The organism is Halanaerobium saccharolyticum, from assembly GCF_003053565.1.
GTDB classification, from domain to species: domain Bacteria; phylum Bacillota; class Halanaerobiia; order Halanaerobiales; family Halanaerobiaceae; genus Halanaerobium; species Halanaerobium saccharolyticum_B.
This window is the reverse complement of the sequence record NZ_QAXS01000037.1, coordinates 1-14,728: the sequence shown is the minus strand read 5'-3', so window position 1 is coordinate 14,728 and position 14,728 is coordinate 1. Positions and strand designations below refer to the sequence as shown.

Annotated in this window: 11 protein-coding genes, 9 tRNA genes and 2 other annotated features (1 of these 22 cut by a window edge); of the genes, 1 reads left to right on the top strand and 19 read right to left on the bottom strand. The window is 33.9% G+C overall.

Annotation, left to right across the window (positions count from 1 at the left end; translation table 11 throughout):
- Positions 1 to 211 (bottom strand) — a binding site (T-box leader) (it extends 10 nt beyond the left edge of the window).
- Positions 212 to 370: 159 nt separating this feature from the next.
- The 14 genes from C8C76_RS12395 to C8C76_RS15430 all read right to left on the bottom strand — a co-directional run bounded on the left by C8C76_RS12395 (position 371) and on the right by C8C76_RS15430 (position 8,106).
- A complete protein-coding gene (locus tag C8C76_RS12395; protein ID WP_108142105.1) occupies positions 371 to 1,186 on the bottom strand; it encodes a TrmH family RNA methyltransferase in 816 nt (271 codons plus the stop codon).
- Positions 1,187 to 1,190: 4 nt separating this feature from the next.
- The gene (rplT, locus tag C8C76_RS12390) at positions 1,191 to 1,550 is read right to left on the bottom strand and encodes a 50S ribosomal protein L20 (protein ID WP_108142103.1); all 360 of its coding nucleotides are present in this window, start codon (positions 1,548 to 1,550) and stop codon (positions 1,191 to 1,193) included.
- Between the two features lie 66 nt (positions 1,551 to 1,616).
- Positions 1,617 to 1,811: a 50S ribosomal protein L35 gene (rpmI, locus tag C8C76_RS12385; protein WP_108142101.1), complete on the bottom strand. Its 195-nt coding sequence runs from the start codon at positions 1,809 to 1,811 to the stop codon at positions 1,617 to 1,619.
- Between the two features lie 97 nt (positions 1,812 to 1,908).
- Positions 1,909 to 2,463 (bottom strand): translation initiation factor IF-3, encoded by a 555-nt coding sequence (infC, locus tag C8C76_RS12380; RefSeq protein ID WP_108142129.1) that lies wholly within the window; start codon positions 2,461 to 2,463, stop codon positions 1,909 to 1,911.
- Positions 2,464 to 2,722: 259 nt separating this feature from the next.
- Positions 2,723 to 4,654, bottom strand: a complete 1,932-nt coding sequence (thrS, locus tag C8C76_RS12375) for a threonine--tRNA ligase (RefSeq protein ID WP_108142099.1) — start codon at positions 4,652 to 4,654, stop codon at positions 2,723 to 2,725.
- A 179-nt stretch (positions 4,655 to 4,833) separates the two neighbouring features.
- Positions 4,834 to 5,081 (bottom strand) — a binding site (T-box leader).
- A gap of 113 nt (positions 5,082 to 5,194) precedes the next feature.
- A tRNA-Leu gene (locus C8C76_RS12370) sits at positions 5,195 to 5,283 on the bottom strand.
- Between the two features lie 18 nt (positions 5,284 to 5,301).
- Positions 5,302 to 5,378 (bottom strand) — tRNA-Val (locus C8C76_RS12365).
- Positions 5,379 to 5,437: 59 nt separating this feature from the next.
- Positions 5,438 to 5,526, bottom strand: a tRNA-Leu gene (locus C8C76_RS12360).
- Positions 5,527 to 5,743: 217 nt separating this feature from the next.
- Positions 5,744 to 5,818 (bottom strand) — tRNA-Cys (locus C8C76_RS12355).
- 17 nt (positions 5,819 to 5,835) lie between these two features.
- Positions 5,836 to 5,910, bottom strand: a tRNA-Gly gene (locus tag C8C76_RS12350).
- A 6-nt stretch (positions 5,911 to 5,916) separates the two neighbouring features.
- Positions 5,917 to 5,992: transfer RNA gene (locus C8C76_RS12345), tRNA-Phe, on the bottom strand.
- A gap of 4 nt (positions 5,993 to 5,996) precedes the next feature.
- A tRNA-Asp gene (locus tag C8C76_RS12340) sits at positions 5,997 to 6,073 on the bottom strand.
- Between the two features lie 77 nt (positions 6,074 to 6,150).
- Positions 6,151 to 6,226: transfer RNA gene (locus C8C76_RS12335), tRNA-Val, on the bottom strand.
- 185 nt (positions 6,227 to 6,411) lie between these two features.
- Positions 6,412 to 8,106: an LCP family glycopolymer transferase gene (locus C8C76_RS15430; RefSeq protein WP_258222552.1), complete on the bottom strand. Its 1,695-nt coding sequence runs from the start codon at positions 8,104 to 8,106 to the stop codon at positions 6,412 to 6,414.
- A gap of 191 nt (positions 8,107 to 8,297) precedes the next feature.
- Here C8C76_RS15430 and C8C76_RS12325 point away from each other — a divergent pair.
- Positions 8,298 to 8,385 (top strand) — tRNA-Leu (locus C8C76_RS12325).
- A 230-nt stretch (positions 8,386 to 8,615) separates the two neighbouring features.
- On the opposite strand, the gene C8C76_RS12320 is transcribed toward C8C76_RS12325, so the two are convergent.
- From C8C76_RS12320 to C8C76_RS12300, 5 genes are all read right to left on the bottom strand, one after another.
- Positions 8,616 to 9,968 (bottom strand): radical SAM protein, encoded by a 1,353-nt coding sequence (locus C8C76_RS12320; RefSeq protein ID WP_108142097.1) that lies wholly within the window; start codon positions 9,966 to 9,968, stop codon positions 8,616 to 8,618.
- A gap of 193 nt (positions 9,969 to 10,161) precedes the next feature.
- Positions 10,162 to 10,593 carry a TetR/AcrR family transcriptional regulator gene (locus C8C76_RS12315; RefSeq protein ID WP_108142095.1) on the bottom strand — a complete coding sequence of 144 codons (432 nt, stop codon included), beginning with the start codon at positions 10,591 to 10,593 and terminating at the stop codon, positions 10,162 to 10,164.
- Between the two features lie 154 nt (positions 10,594 to 10,747).
- Complete coding sequence (locus C8C76_RS12310) at positions 10,748 to 12,088, bottom strand: phenylacetate--CoA ligase family protein (protein ID WP_108142093.1); 1,341 nt, start codon at positions 12,086 to 12,088, stop codon at positions 10,748 to 10,750.
- 251 nt (positions 12,089 to 12,339) lie between these two features.
- Positions 12,340 to 12,525: a hypothetical protein gene (locus tag C8C76_RS12305; protein WP_108142091.1), complete on the bottom strand. Its 186-nt coding sequence runs from the start codon at positions 12,523 to 12,525 to the stop codon at positions 12,340 to 12,342.
- A gap of 220 nt (positions 12,526 to 12,745) precedes the next feature.
- Positions 12,746 to 14,611 carry an HD domain-containing phosphohydrolase gene (locus C8C76_RS12300; protein WP_108142089.1) on the bottom strand — a complete coding sequence of 622 codons (1,866 nt, stop codon included), beginning with the start codon at positions 14,609 to 14,611 and terminating at the stop codon, positions 12,746 to 12,748.
- Positions 14,612 to 14,728 lie beyond the last annotated feature (117 nt).

Below are 14,728 nucleotides of genomic sequence, written 5' to 3'. Positions count from 1 at the left end.
AGATACCGTGTTACCACCCTGATTATCCCACATAATTGTGGAATCACTTTCTTTTGTTAACGAAAGCCATTAGCTTCCGGAAAAACCTACTTAATTCAGCCCTCAGCTCCAGAGTGAACTTCACCAAATTTGATAATTTAACTGCTTTCAGCTGCTGCAGTTAATCTCTTTCAGTATCATTTTTAGTTACTCTCTCCTTCTCAGCCATTAAATATGATATTCTTTTTTAAGTATACCATAGAAAAAATATTCTCACAAGAAAAAATTACTGCTCTAAAATTAAATTAAAAAAATTAAAGAGACAACATGATTCAATCGGTGCTATTTAGATTTCACAACATTTGTCAGAGAGCCAAAATTAATAACAATATCAGTTTAAATCATTCTTTTTCAACTGCTGGGAAAGTATTTCAAAAGAAATTACAGATGCTGCAACTGCTGCATTTAAAGATTCAATTTCTCCAGCCAGTGGAATTTTTATTTTTGAGGTGGCAGATTCTAATAATTGCTGCTCAAGACCATTTGCTTCATTACCGATCATTAAAATTAATTTATCCTGATACTGATGCTCAAAATGATATTCTTCAGCCTGAGTATCTGCAGCCAGCAGTTCATAACCTGCTGCCTCATTTCTGATTTCAGCCAGAAAATCTTCCTGACTCAACCTCTGTCTGATCACTATAGAAAAAATTCCACCCATGGTGGCTCTAATAACTTTTTGATTAAAAATATCTACTGACCCCTTAAGAGCAATAATACCATCAAAACCAGCCGCAGCAGCTGTTCTGATCATAGTCCCCATGTTTCCGGGATCCTGAATCCTATCTAGAAGTAGTATTTTTTTGGTCTGCTGATAGAAATCATCACCCCTAAAAACAGATTCATTTACTACAGCCAGAATTCCCTGAGGATTGACTGTGGAAGCTGTTTTTTTTAAAAGATCTTCTTCAATATAAATAATTTCAGCCTTTAATTTTAAATCAGCCAGCAGATTATCATTTTCAGCTGATTTAAAAAAAACAGGAGTGAGAAAGACCTGTTTAAAATCTGCTCCTCCTGCCAATGCAGCCTCAATAAGTCTTTTGCCTTCCAGAATAAAGACACCCTGCTTACGTCTATTTCTGCTCCGGTAAAGCTTATTTAGATATTTAACTTTATCATTTTGAGAACTGCTGATTATATTCATTTACTTAGTTTCCTAACTTTTCTTTTGCCAGTTCTACTAAATCAGCAAATCCATCAGAATCATTAACTGCTAAGTCAGCTAACATTTTACGGTCAATTTCTACATCAGCCTGTCTTAAACCATTAATGAAACGGCTGTAAGAAAGACCTTCATTTCTAGCTGCTGCATTGATTCTTGTAATCCAGAGCTTTCTAAATTCTCTCTTTTTATTTCTTCTATCTCTATATGCATAATGTAGAGACTTCATTACTGCCTGATTTGCAGGACGATATAATTTACTGCGGGATCCAAAATATCCCTTAGCCATCTTTAAAACTTTTTTTCTGCGCTTGCGCGCCTTATTTCCTCTTTTTACACGTGGCATCTTAAATGACACTCCTTCCAAAATTTTAACATATATTATTTTTTATCTTATTTTATTACTGCTGTTTTATCCATGTAATAATTTTTTGTAGCGTTTTTGATATGATTTACTTAATAATTTAGCTTTGCGTAACTGTCTTTTTCTATTACCGGATTTCTTGGTTAAAATATGACTGTGAAATCCTTTATGATGCTTAAGCTTACCTTTACCTGTAACTTTAACTCTTTTAGCTATACCTTTGTGTGTTTTTTGCTTTGGCATGATTTAACCTCCTAATACTGTAATAATCAAAAATACTTTCTAATATAACCCGGTAATTAAACCAGTAATTAAAGTGAATTCTAAGTTGTTTAATTGACTACTGTTTATCACTTTCGGGAGTTAGAAACATCATCATATTTCTACCTTCCATTTTAGGTTTGCTTTCTACCTTACCAATATCTTTAGTCTGTTCAATTAGGCGATCCATCAGATCATATCCTAATTCTTTATGCATCATTTCTCTTCCTCTAAAGCGGATTCTTACCTTAACTTTATCCTTGTCATTGAGAAATCTACGCGCCTGCTTTAATTTAACATTAAAATCATGATCTTCAATTTTAACACCCATCTGAACCTCTTTAACATTCATTACGTTCTGGTTCTTTTTGGCTTCTTTTTCCTTTTTAGCCTGCTCATATTTGTACTTACCATAATCCATAATTCTGCATACAGGTGGATTAGCCTGTGGAGCAACTTCTACTAAGTCCAGACCCTGTTCTGCGGCTCTATCCAATGCATCATCCAGCGACTTGATACCAATTTGCTCTCCTTCTTGATCGATCAGACGAACCTCTCTTGCTCTAATGCGATCATTAATTCTTAAATCATTAACGATATTTATGCACCTCCTGAGTGATATAAAAAAACCAATATAAACAAAAAAACGAGTGGTAGAAACCACCCGTTAAATACAGTAATCAGCTAAAGATAGACTATCCCTAAAGATAAGTCTACTTTTCCCGCAGAAATTGAAATTCAAAACGAGAAACTGATATTAACCAGTTTAAGACTGGTGAGAAACAGGTGCTTCTACTTTCTTTTCCTTAATTAGTATAGCACAGGGTGCTGATAGTGTCAAGAAATCTGCAGAAAAAATCCTCTCCGGCATTAAAACTGGAGAGGATAATAAATTAATCAATTGTATCTTCAGTATTAATTACTTTATCTTCAATTTCTTTTAAAATTTTCGACTTAAATTCAGAGAGCTTACTTGTTCCTAAGTCACCTTCGCGTCTATCGCGAACAGATACGGTTCCATTTTCTTCTTCACGTCCACCTACAATTAACATATATGGTACCTGTTTAACCTGAGCATCTCTGATCTTGTAACCTACCTGTTCTGAACGGCTGTCAACCTCAACTCTAATATTTTCTTCTTTTATAGCTTCTTTAACTTTAAGTGCATAATCAATTTGATCATCAGAAACGGGAATAATTTCTACCTGTACCGGAGCCATCCAGGTTGGAAAAGCGCCTGCAAAGTGTTCAATTAAAATTCCAATAAAACGCTCAATACTACCATAAATTGCTCGATGAATCATTACCGGTCTGTGCTCATCTCCATCCTGACCAATATAGCTTAAATCAAAGCGTTCCGGCATCTGAAAATCAAGCTGAATTGTTCCACACTGCCAGGTTCTGCCGAGACTATCTTCTAAATGAAAATCAATTTTAGGACCATAAAAAGCTCCATCACCTTCGTTGACCTCATAATCCAGACCATTTTTCTCTACAGCATTACGCAGGGCATCAGTTGCCTTATCCCAGAGTGCCTCATCTCCCATTGCTTTTTCGGGTTTGGTACTTAATTCTACATTGTAGTTAAATCCAAAGGCACTATAAATTTTATCAACCAGTTTAATAACCCCACTTAATTCCTCTTCAATTTGAGTCGGGAGACAGTAAATATGAGCATCATCCTGAGTAAAGCTTCTAACCCTCATTAGTCCGTGAAGGGCACCTGACATTTCATGACGATGTACCAGCCCCAGTTCAGCCATTCTAATTGGTAGCTCACGATAGCTGTGCATCGAGTCTTTGTAAACTAAAATTCCACCAGGACAGTTCATTGGTTTAACAGCATGAGTTTCTCCATCAATTTCGGTAAAATACATATTATCCTGATAGTGGTCCCAGTGTCCTGATTGATGCCAGAGGGATTCGTCTAAAATAATTGGAGTTTTGATTTCTTCATATCCGGCTTTACGGTGCTCTTCTTTCCAAAAATCAATCAATTCGTTTCTGAGAGCCATCCCTTTCGGATGGAAAAAGGGAAAACCTCTTCCTTCATCCTGCATACTGAAAAGATCAAGTTCCTTACCAAGTTTTCTGTGGTCACGTTTTTTTGCTTCTTCCACTCGATGTAGATATTTTTCTAAATCTTTTTCGCTGGCAAAAGCAGTACCATAAATCCTCTGCAGCATTTCATTATTTTCATCACCGCGCCAGTAAGCTCCAGCTACATTCAATAGTTTAAAAGCCTTTATATAACCAGTAGAAGGAAGGTGCGGACCCCGACAGAGATCTACATAATCTCCCTGAAAATAAAGGCTGATCATCTCATCATCCAGTTCCTCAATTAATTCCAGTTTATATTTTTCATTTCTCTTTTCCATTAATTCAATAGCTTCTTTACGCGGAAGTTCTTTTCTTTCTATTTCTATATCTTCCTTAATAATTTTTTCCATTTCAGCTTCAATTTCTGCTAAAGAATTTTCATTAAAATTTTCCTCTAAATTAAAATCATAATAAAAACCCTCTTCAATTGTAGGCCCTATTGCCACCTGCACCTCATCATAGAGTCTCTTTACCGCCTGTGCCATAACATGTGAGGTGGTATGACGAATAATGTCCAGAGCATCATCACTATCGATAGTAATAATAGAAAGCTCCACATCTTTTTCGATTGGATAAGAGGCATCTACTTCTTTACCATCGACAACACCAGCTATGGCATCTCTTCCTAAACCACTTCCGATAGAATAAGCAGCATCTTCTACTGTTGTTCCAGCATCATATTCCTTGACAGAACCATCTGGCAGTGTTACTTTAACTTTTTCCATTTAATTTCCTCCCTATAAGACTAATAATCTTTTATAAAATGAACAAAATGTCCTTCGGACAATCTGTAATACAGTAAGGTTAAATTTTGTTGATTGCGGAAATTATAAAACTATAAATATTATCCACAACAAACCATTAGGTATAATTTCCTGGCTAATAAAAAAATCCCTCATCTCATTATAGAGACGACGGATTGCGCGGTTCCACTCTAGTTAATAATAATTATAAGTATTCTAAAATAAATGAGAATAGTTAAAATTATTATTCACTCAATAAGATAACGGCTTAACCGGATAAAAATACTTAATTCCTCCTACCTGCTCCAGGGTGGTTTTCAATTTACTGACAAGTTATGTGCTTTCAGCCGCCGGCACACTTCTCTTTTAACTAGCAGAAAAATTTACTCTTCCCTATCAGGGCATTTAATTATTTCATTTCTTTTATTATAGTTTTTATTTCGAAAAAAGTCAAGTGATTATTATCATAATAAAGTAGTTAAATAAAAAAAAGACCACCGAAAGTGGTCAAATCATCAAAAATGGTGCCGGAGGTCGGGCTCGAACCGACACGGGAATAAATTCCCACCGGATTTTAAGTCCGATGCGTCTGCCAATTCCGCCACCCCGGCAAATAATAAAAATGGTGTTGGTGTTGGTAAGTGGATTCGAACCACTGGCCTCTACGATGTCAACGTAGCGCTCTGACCAACTGAGCTATACCAACTTAAAATATTAAGCTAGCACTTTCAACTCACTATTGAAAAAAATGTGCAAGCAAAAAAATGGTGCCGGAGGTCGGGCTCGAACCGACACGGGAATAAATTCCCACCGGATTTTAAGTCCGATGCGTCTGCCAATTCCGCCACCCCGGCAAATATGTAATATTTAACTTACGACATTTTGTATTATATCAATGGTTTTTAAATTTGTCAAGATAAATATTTTAAATTATTTAAATTGTTAATAAACTCTTATTTAATACTTTTAAAATAATAAAATGGCACCAATACGGCACCTTTTGTCAATTAAATAAAAAAAATAATAATTTAAATAACACCTATAATTACTGTTATATCAGTAATAATAAATTGGAGGCGGCAGACGGATTTGAACCGCCGAATAAAGGATTTGCAGTCCTCTGCCTTACCACTTGGCTATGCCGCCCAGGCTGCAAATAAAAATGGAGCGGGAAACGAGATTTGAACTCGCGACCCTCACGTTGGCAACGTGATGCTCTACCACTGAGCTATTCCCGCAAAAAATGGTGGTGGGAGACAGAATCGAACTGTCGACACGTGGATTTTCAATCCACTGCTCTACCGACTGAGCTATCCCACCAAAATGGCGGAGGAGACGGGATTTGAACCCGCGATCTCCGGCTTGACAGGCCGGCGCGTTAAACCGCTACGCTACACCTCCGCGTTTAAGAAGTAAGATGTAGTAAGTCAAAAATAAGACCTAACACAACTTCTTTATATTATATTTGCAAATAAAAATGGTGGGCGAAACAGGGCTCGAACCTGTGACCCCCTGCTTGTAAGGCAGGTGCTCTCCCAACTGAGCTATTCGCCCCTCAGCAGTAATTTAAAAGCATAATTACCGCATCAGCAATAACTAGTATATATAAAAAGGCACTTTAAGTCAAAATTCAATATAGACTGTTATAAGTAATTAAATTATTATATGTTAAATATACTACTAAATACTTAAAAAATCGACTGTAGATAATTTTTTAACAAAAGATTAATTTTTCTATTCTATTCAATAAACTCTAACTTTAATTCATCATTTTCTCTAACATAATTAAATATTTCTGCTGCCAGCACAGGGTTGATATCTGTTTCTATAGAATTGTAACTTTCAACTATTGTATTATAAAGTTCTTTAACATTAAATAGTATGTTATTAGATTTTAGCTTTGAGAGTACAGAATTAATTAATAATTTCTGTCTTTCAAATCTAGCCATTGAACCAGAACTACTCCAGCGAACAAAATTTAATGCTTCTTTTCCAGATAATAGATTATCTCCTTTTTTTAAATTAAGTCCCAGACCAGGTACTATTAATTCTTCCTCCAGTGTTATTTGCACTCCACCTAATTCGTCTATTACCTTCTCAAATCCCTGGTATTTAAGATAAACATAATAATCAATTTCAGTTTCGGTAATTTCTTCCACAGCCAGTGAAATATCACCATTATGATATTTTCTTAATAACTGCCCCTGATAGATAGTGTCTTCATCAATATGTTCTACCTGCAGCTGATTTAATTCTGGTCTTAACTTAGCAAGCATTATTGAATCAGCTTCTACACTACCTATTGCTACATTTTCTTCACTATCAAGCCCAACAAATAATATATTTAGATCCTGATTAAAGTCACTATCCGATAATCCCAGAATAGATAAAATCCGTTCCAGTAGAGTTGGATCTTCTAATTCCTGGGCAAAGTCATTCTGAGTCTCATCTTTTACCTGTTCCTCTCTCTTTTCGGCTTTTCCTTCTACTTGCTTTTCTTCTCCCTGTAACTGTTCTTCGTTTTCTACCTGTTCTTCGCTTTCCTGAGCGATATCCTTTTTCATCTCAGGTTCATCAGTTACCTCTGCCTGTTCATCTTCAACAGTATCATTACTTTCTGGCTCAATATCTGTCTGGCCAGAATTATCTGTTTTCGAAGTAGTTTTCTGACTCTGGTCACCAGTTAATGTTTGTTCTTTTGTCTCCACTGAACTATCTTCTGCTGCATTATCCTCAGTTTCTCTTTCTTCAATCTCAGTTTTTATCTCTTCTTCTTTTTGAACTATTTCTTCTTTTTGAGTTACCTCATCTGACTCATCTAAAACATCTGAACCACCATTTGCAATATCGCTTTCAATCTCTTCAACAGATGTTTTTTCGGAATCAGTTATATTTGCTGTATCACTTTCAGATTCTGCCTCACTGTAGTTTTCACCAATATCTTCTTGATCAGAATCCACAGACATACTTTTATCTTCCTCTACTGCAGGAGGAGCATCACTTTTAGTCTTATCAGCTGATTGTTCACTTACTTCTGCCGATTGTTCTGCAGCTGTCTCATTTCTTTCTGTTTCAATATCTGAACTAGCAGCTGTGTCTTTACTTTCTGTAACTTCTTTTTCTGTAACTTCTTTAGTTTCTGCTCCAGTTTCTGTTGTTTCAGCACTATCTGTGCTTTCTTCAATAGTAGATGTTTCTTCAGTTATCTGGCTTTCTTCTTCACCATTCACAGCAGTTTCTCCATCAGAACTATCTTCACTTTGCTCCATCACTTCATTTTCCTCAATCTGATTATCTGGTACCGGCTCTAAATCTCGTTCTAAATAATAACCTGCCAGTCCAATAAATAATAAGAGTAGAGCTATCAGAAAAACTCCTATCCATTTATGCTTCTTTTTTGATTTTTGATTGTCTTGTGTATTTTTTTCTGCCAATGTTATTGCCTCCCTATTCCCTTATATTCATAATATTCGTGGTTATAGGTTCAATTCCTGCATGAAACTAATTTCTTTATCTATTTTTACACTAATTTAAAAAGTCTAAATTTTATTTTTTCACCTATCGAACTTATTTGCTAAATTTTATTGACAAAGTAAATTTTTATGGTATAATTTATAATTGTGATGCCGAGGTGGCGGAACTGGCAGACGCGTTAGCTTGAGGGGCTAGTGGTCTAATAGACCGTGCGGGTTCGAATCCCGCCCTCGGCACCATTTATATTTAAGATGTTAATTTACCCCATTTTAGTTAATGACTAAAATTCCCCCTGGTATACCAGGGGGAATTTTTTTAACTCAAAACTTATATCTTATGGTTTATTATAAATTTATGGAAAACATAATTTTTTAATTTAGTCCCCCATAAAACATTAACCAATATATTTAATACTGGTTTATCTCTTCATTTTAAAAAATAATTATTTTAAAATCCTTAATCCGATTTGTTATTTATTCATCCTTTCTTCATTAATATCTTTAGAAATTTCATGCCATTCAGCTGACAAATCATCAAGAAAATCAGCTGTCTTACCTTTTAAAATTTCATCTGCTCCATCATGTGTAGGCACAGCACCTGACTCTTCTACTATATCCCTTAAAGCTTTAGGATTATCAATAATTGGGCAGGGACACATTAAATTCTCACTAATGGGTTGCCTCTTTTGATAAGATTTAAACAGAGGATTCTGAAGCACTTCTTTTAATGATTTTTCCTTTATATTATCTACTGCAAAATGGGCAAATGCACAGGGCTCAACTTCTCCCTTAGCATTAATATGAAAATACCTTCTTCCTCCAGCAATACAACCCTGGACATATGTGCCGTCATTCCAAAAATCCATAATAAATATATCTTTTTTCTTCCTTAATTCACTTCCTCTCCGGGCCATAGAAGCTCTCTGCTCAGGAGTAATCATCATCTCAAGATTAGGATTTCTACCTATTGGAATATAATGAAATAACCACATGTAAAGAGCACCCTTTTTAGATAAATGATCAACAAATTCATCGGAAAAAAGTTCATCCACATTATTTTGAGTTGCAGTTACACTTGCCCCAAATATAATACCTCTCTCACGCAGGCGGTCCATGGCATCCATAATTTTATCATAAGTACCCTCCCCCCGACGTTTATCAGTTTCTTCTCTAAATCCTTCCAGACTAATAGCTGGTGTAACATTTCCCACTTCAAGCATTCTATCAGCAAATTCATCATCAATAAGGGTACCATTAGTATACATCATAAAACCAACATCATCATGTTTTTCAAAAATATCAAAAAGCTGAGGATAAACTGTCGGCTCACCGCCTGAAAAAACTATAAAATAAATTCCCATTTCTTTAGCCTCAGTAATTATTCTATCAATTGTAGCAAAATCAAGACTATCACTTTTATTATATTCGCCAGCCCAGCACCCTTCACAATTCAAATTACAGGCACTAGTAGGGTCAATAAGCATTGTCCAGGGCACGTCTACTCCAAGATCTTCAGAAAGTTCATACTGATATGGTATACCAAAAATAGCTGAATTAACAAAAAAATTCATTAAAAGTCCATTTTTATAAGAGGGTGCAATATTATTAATTTTTTTAAGATATTTTTTTATCAAAGGAGTTGTTTTATACTTCTCCTTTATAATTTTAATAGCATTTTTGTGATTATCTCTTTTAGCTAATTTTTCTCCAATATCTAGAATCTGCAAAAAATTTTCTTCAGGATCTTTTTCCAGATATTTTAAAGCCTGTTTGAGCAGCTTATCAGCTGCATATTTTTTTGCCAGTTCAAAATCAATACTCATATTAACTCCTCCTCTTGTATTGTTCTAAATTATCTCTTTAATACTTGCTCATTCACAGTTTTTAATTTTTCTTTAAATTAAATTTGTCATTTTTAAGAGATAAGAAATATTCTTCTCCCGTTCTTTTGGAAATCTCCTGTCCAAAATCAATATCATAATAAGCAGTGCATAAACACCACGCTTTCTTTCTGCTTCAGCCCCCCTTTTTATCCCTTTTTTTTTCTTTAAACTGTATTAATATCTGATCTACTATCTCTAATAATTCAGATCGCAGCCGGGTTACAATTTTTTCTTCTTTATTATTTATATCTTTTTTAATGATTTCATCTATTACACCTTTTGATTTATTAATTTCATCATAGAGATGGGTAATAAACATTTTCAGATCAAGTTCTTCTTTTTGCAAATATTTATCAAAAATTTTTTTATGATTTTTAATTTTTTCTTCAATAACTTTTATAAATAACTCCTCTTTATTGGTATAATAATTATATAATGTTCCAACAGCAATACCGGTTTCTTCAGCAACAATTTTCATACTAACAGCAGAATATCCTTTTTCAGAAAATAGCTGATATGCTGCTCTAGATATTTTACTCCGTAAATTATTGATGATTTTAGGCATAACATTCACCACCTATTTTTTAAATTTTACCTTATTTTAGTGAACTTATATTCATAAAACTTTATGAATATACATTCATTATACATTATAAAAATAAATATGTCAAATTTTTCTTAAACTTTTAAATATAAGGAGGACTGCAGCTTTAATAAGTTTATTTAAATTCTCTTTTTATCAATTTAAATTTACCGGTAGTACCTGCACCGTCTATATTTTTAACTTTTTTTATCCTAAAATTAACATTTTGCAGATTTTTACTCTTAAGTATCTTTGTTAATTCTTCTTTTATTTTCACTATTACATCTTCATTTTTACTTCCCTTTTTAATAACCGCCTTGAAAATAAAGGAAGTTTCACCCGTCTGTATCACCTGATATTTATTCAAACCTCTAATATATAACTCTACAAATATTATCGGATGAATAAACTCTTTTTTTCCAGCTTGATTTTTAAACCATAATATATCCTCCTGGCGTCCGATAATTTCTTTTACCCTGTTAAAAGGCCATCTATCTTCTTTTTTTTGTTCATTTACCGATACCAGTAAATCAGACATTCGATATCGTATAAGTGGTTGGGTATAATTATAGAGATTTGTTAGGTAATAGCCCTCTTCCGCAGTTTCAATATAATTAGCATCATCAAAAATATATAAATGATTAAACTCCTCTTTTTTTACTCCGATCACCAGGGACTCTGAGGCAGCATAATAATTAATAAGAGAAGTATCCCAGGTCTTTTTAATAAATTTCCTGGCTGCTGCCGTCAGCGGTTCACCCCCGCAAATTACTACCTCGGGTGATATATCTATTTTGCCAGCTCTCTGCATTTCAGCTAGAACCTTGATCCCAAAAGGATAACCTGTAAGATTATGAGGACGGCATTCATTTAACCTTTGACAATAATCTTCTAGAGGATGATTAATATTAATGACCAAATACTGTTTATAGAAGTATTCTTCCAGAGCATTAACCGGGCTTAAAAAAAGGCTGACCCCAGCATAATGACCATCTGCTGCTCCAATAAAAGCATATCTTTTTCTCTTAAGACCAAAATTAGTAAATAATCTCAAAGAAAGAGCTTTGATAAAATCCCACTCCTTTGAATTATAAAGAAAATATCCAATTTCGCCTGAAGAACCAGAGCTATGAATAACGTGATATTTATTATTTAACTTGCTAACAGGAGAAGGGGAATTTTCAAGAAAAGAAGCAATCTTATCACAGCTGATATTTTTATCCGTTACTAATTTATCATAATTTTCCATCATTATATTTTTATCAAGAGCAGGAAGGTCTGAGTGTTTAATCTCTGACAGGTCTTTTTCCTTAATTCCGTGGGCTGAATAAAAGTCATGATAAAAGGGAGAATTATTATAAGCATAATACAGCAGCTTTCTAAATTTATTTTCTCTCAGTTTTAATATTTCACTTCGACTTTTATTTAAATTTTTATCAAGCTTATATTTATAATATAGGATTCTTGGTATGCTCATAATTTTATCTCCTTGATATTAATTACTCGATTAAATTTAAGACCATCATTAACCATCTTCAATTAATTCTATAAAATTTCTAACAGTATTTGGGGCTATTTCAAGGTACAATTCACCCTGATTTCTTCCCCCTTTTCCACTGTTATAGTTATTTCTTATTTTTTATCCATCTAAAACACCTATTATTTATTTTTCTGTATCTTTTACTAATTACATTATATACAAATTGAACATAAAATTAAAGTTGTTATTTAAATTAGTTTTTTGCTTTGTACAGTTTTTTTCTTAAAAAAGAATAAAAAATTGCAGTCTTCCGTTATCTCCGGATGAGTTTCATCAAGCTCATCTATTAATTCATGAGCTGCCGGCTGCTCTGCATTTGAGGCCGGGGTTACTTTAAATGCTACCTGCAGTTCATATGCTGCATCCACTATCATCTTTTAATTCTTCTATCAATTTATTTTAATAAGTCGACCTTCGGCACCATTTAAATTTAATCAGATAATTTACCCCCAAGTTTAGCCTGGTAATTCAGGTTTCTTGGGGGTTTTTTGTGTTTTAAATATTTTCAAACTTTTAAGTCTTATCGAGAATTACTATGCGCATATCAACAGTAAATATCGTCAACTATTATCAGGGTATAAATAATATTTTGTTTTAGTCAGATATTATTCCTACAAATGCCTCCACCAATTCAGGATCAAACTGGCTGCCTGAACATCCAATCAACTCTTGTATTGCCTCTTTCTGGCTTATGGCTTTTTTATATGATCGGCCATTAATCATTACATCATAAGCATCAACAATACTTATAATGCGTGCCAAAAAAGGTATTTCTACTCCCTCTAACCCCTGAGGATAACCTGTCCCATCCCAGCGTTCATGATGAGACCGAATACTTTCTGCTACAGGAACAAATTCTTCAATAGCATGGGCAATAGCAAACCCCTTTTCAGGATGTTTTTTTATTGTTTCCCATTCTACGCTGGTGAGGGCAGAAGGTTTTTTTAGAATTTCTTCATCAATATTTATTTTGCCAATATCATGAAGGGATGCGAGTAAGGATAGATGATTTAATTTTTCCCTGCTTAATCCAATTTTTTCTCCCAGTTTAACGCTTAAACGCTCCATTCTTTCAGCATGTTCTTTTGTTTCAAAGCTTTTAGCTCCTAAAGTTTTCAGCATATTTTTCAGCAGCAAATTTCTTGCACTTTTTTCCCTGGTAAGCTTATCCATTAACACTTCATCTTCTGCGCTATGCAGTATTTTATATATATCTTGTTCAGAGTCAATTTTAGTGGAAGTACCTATGCCTAAAGATAGGTTTATTTCATCATTTAACATAATTTCCCCACTCTTCGCTGCTATCTCATGAGATAGCTCCCTTGCTTTTGCTTCTTTAGTCCGGGGAAGTAAAACTATAAAATCATCCCCACCCCAGCGGGCTACAAATCCTTTATTTGTTACACAGGAAAGAAGTAATTCAGCCGTTTTGATTAATAATTTATCTCCTTGTTTATGACCATAACCATCATTGACCAATTTTAAACCATTAATATCTATCATAATTATACTTATAGGAAGCTGTTTTTTATCATCCCACCTTCTTATTATTTCTTCCATAAAGGAATTGTTATATAGACCCGTTAAGTTGTCTCTTGAAATATCAGAAAATACTAGAACTACTCCCTGAATTTTGCCTTCCATTTCCTGAATAGGAGCTGCAGAATCTGCTATTTGATATATATGACCATTTTTATCAATTAGAGTTGTATCTGCTTTCATATTAACAATCTTACCAGTTGCTAATACTTCTTCCACCGGGCTATTTACAGATTCTCCACTTAAAGAATTTACTAATTTAAAAACATCTTCCAATTTATCCCCTTTTACCTCTTCAAGTTTATAACCTGTGATTTTCTCGGCAGTGGAATTCATGATATCAATACGGCCGTTTTCATCCGTGGTAATAACCCCATCCCCAATGGAATGAAGAATAGTACTTAGTTTTTTTTCTGATTTTTCTTTTTTTGCTATTTCTTCTTTTAGATTTTTTTTCTGATAAATATTCTTTAATTCGGCTTCAATGAGTTTTTTAAATTGTTTTATTAAATTTACAGTTTTTTTGTTGAATTTATTTTCTTCAGTATCAAGAACACAGATTGTTCCGAAAAAATCACCATCGGGCCACTTTATTGGGAATCCCAGATAAGAGATCATACCCAACTTAATATCAGAATTATTTTTCCATTTATTAACTTTTAAAGCATTAGAAACCAATAATTTTTCATCGGTCTTAATCACTTCTTCACAATAAAGGCCTGAAAGTTCTTTTTTATCACCAACATTATACGGATTATTTTTTGATTTACTAGATCGAAATACTTTCATATAAGGAGGTTCTACCTTCATTATTAGACTGGCAGTTACATCAGTTAATTCAGCTATAATATCTACAATTTCTTGCCAGTTTTTTTTAGTTTTTTTAGAGATATCTATATCTTTTGCTTTTATATAATCCATTTTTCACTCCTTATCATAACTTTAAGATTTTCGGCTAAATAAGCCCTTGATTGATAAGGCTTAATAGCACCTTTCAAAATTTTTCACCCCAACCTGAAACCAATATTTCCCTTTATC

Coding starts and splice junctions, on each gene's coding strand:
- C8C76_RS12395 (WP_108142105.1), bottom strand. CDS start 1,186: ATGAATATAATCAGCAGTTCTCAAAATGATAAAGTTAAATATCTAAAT.
- rplT (WP_108142103.1), bottom strand. CDS start 1,550: ATGCCACGTGTAAAAAGAGGAAATAAGGCGCGCAAGCGCAGAAAAAAA.
- rpmI (WP_108142101.1), bottom strand. CDS start 1,811: ATGCCAAAGCAAAAAACACACAAAGGTATAGCTAAAAGAGTTAAAGTT.
- thrS (WP_108142099.1), bottom strand. CDS start 4,654: ATGGAAAAAGTTAAAGTAACACTGCCAGATGGTTCTGTCAAGGAATAT.
- C8C76_RS12320 (WP_108142097.1), bottom strand. CDS start 9,968: ATGAGTATTGATTTTGAACTGGCAAAAAAATATGCAGCTGATAAGCTG.
- C8C76_RS12315 (WP_108142095.1), bottom strand. CDS start 10,593: ATGCCTAAAATCATCAATAATTTACGGAGTAAAATATCTAGAGCAGCA.
- C8C76_RS12310 (WP_108142093.1), bottom strand. CDS start 12,088: ATGAGCATACCAAGAATCCTATATTATAAATATAAGCTTGATAAAAAT.
- C8C76_RS12305 (WP_108142091.1), bottom strand. CDS start 12,525: ATGATAGTGGATGCAGCATATGAACTGCAGGTAGCATTTAAAGTAACC.
- C8C76_RS12300 (WP_108142089.1), bottom strand. CDS start 14,611: ATGGATTATATAAAAGCAAAAGATATAGATATCTCTAAAAAAACTAAA.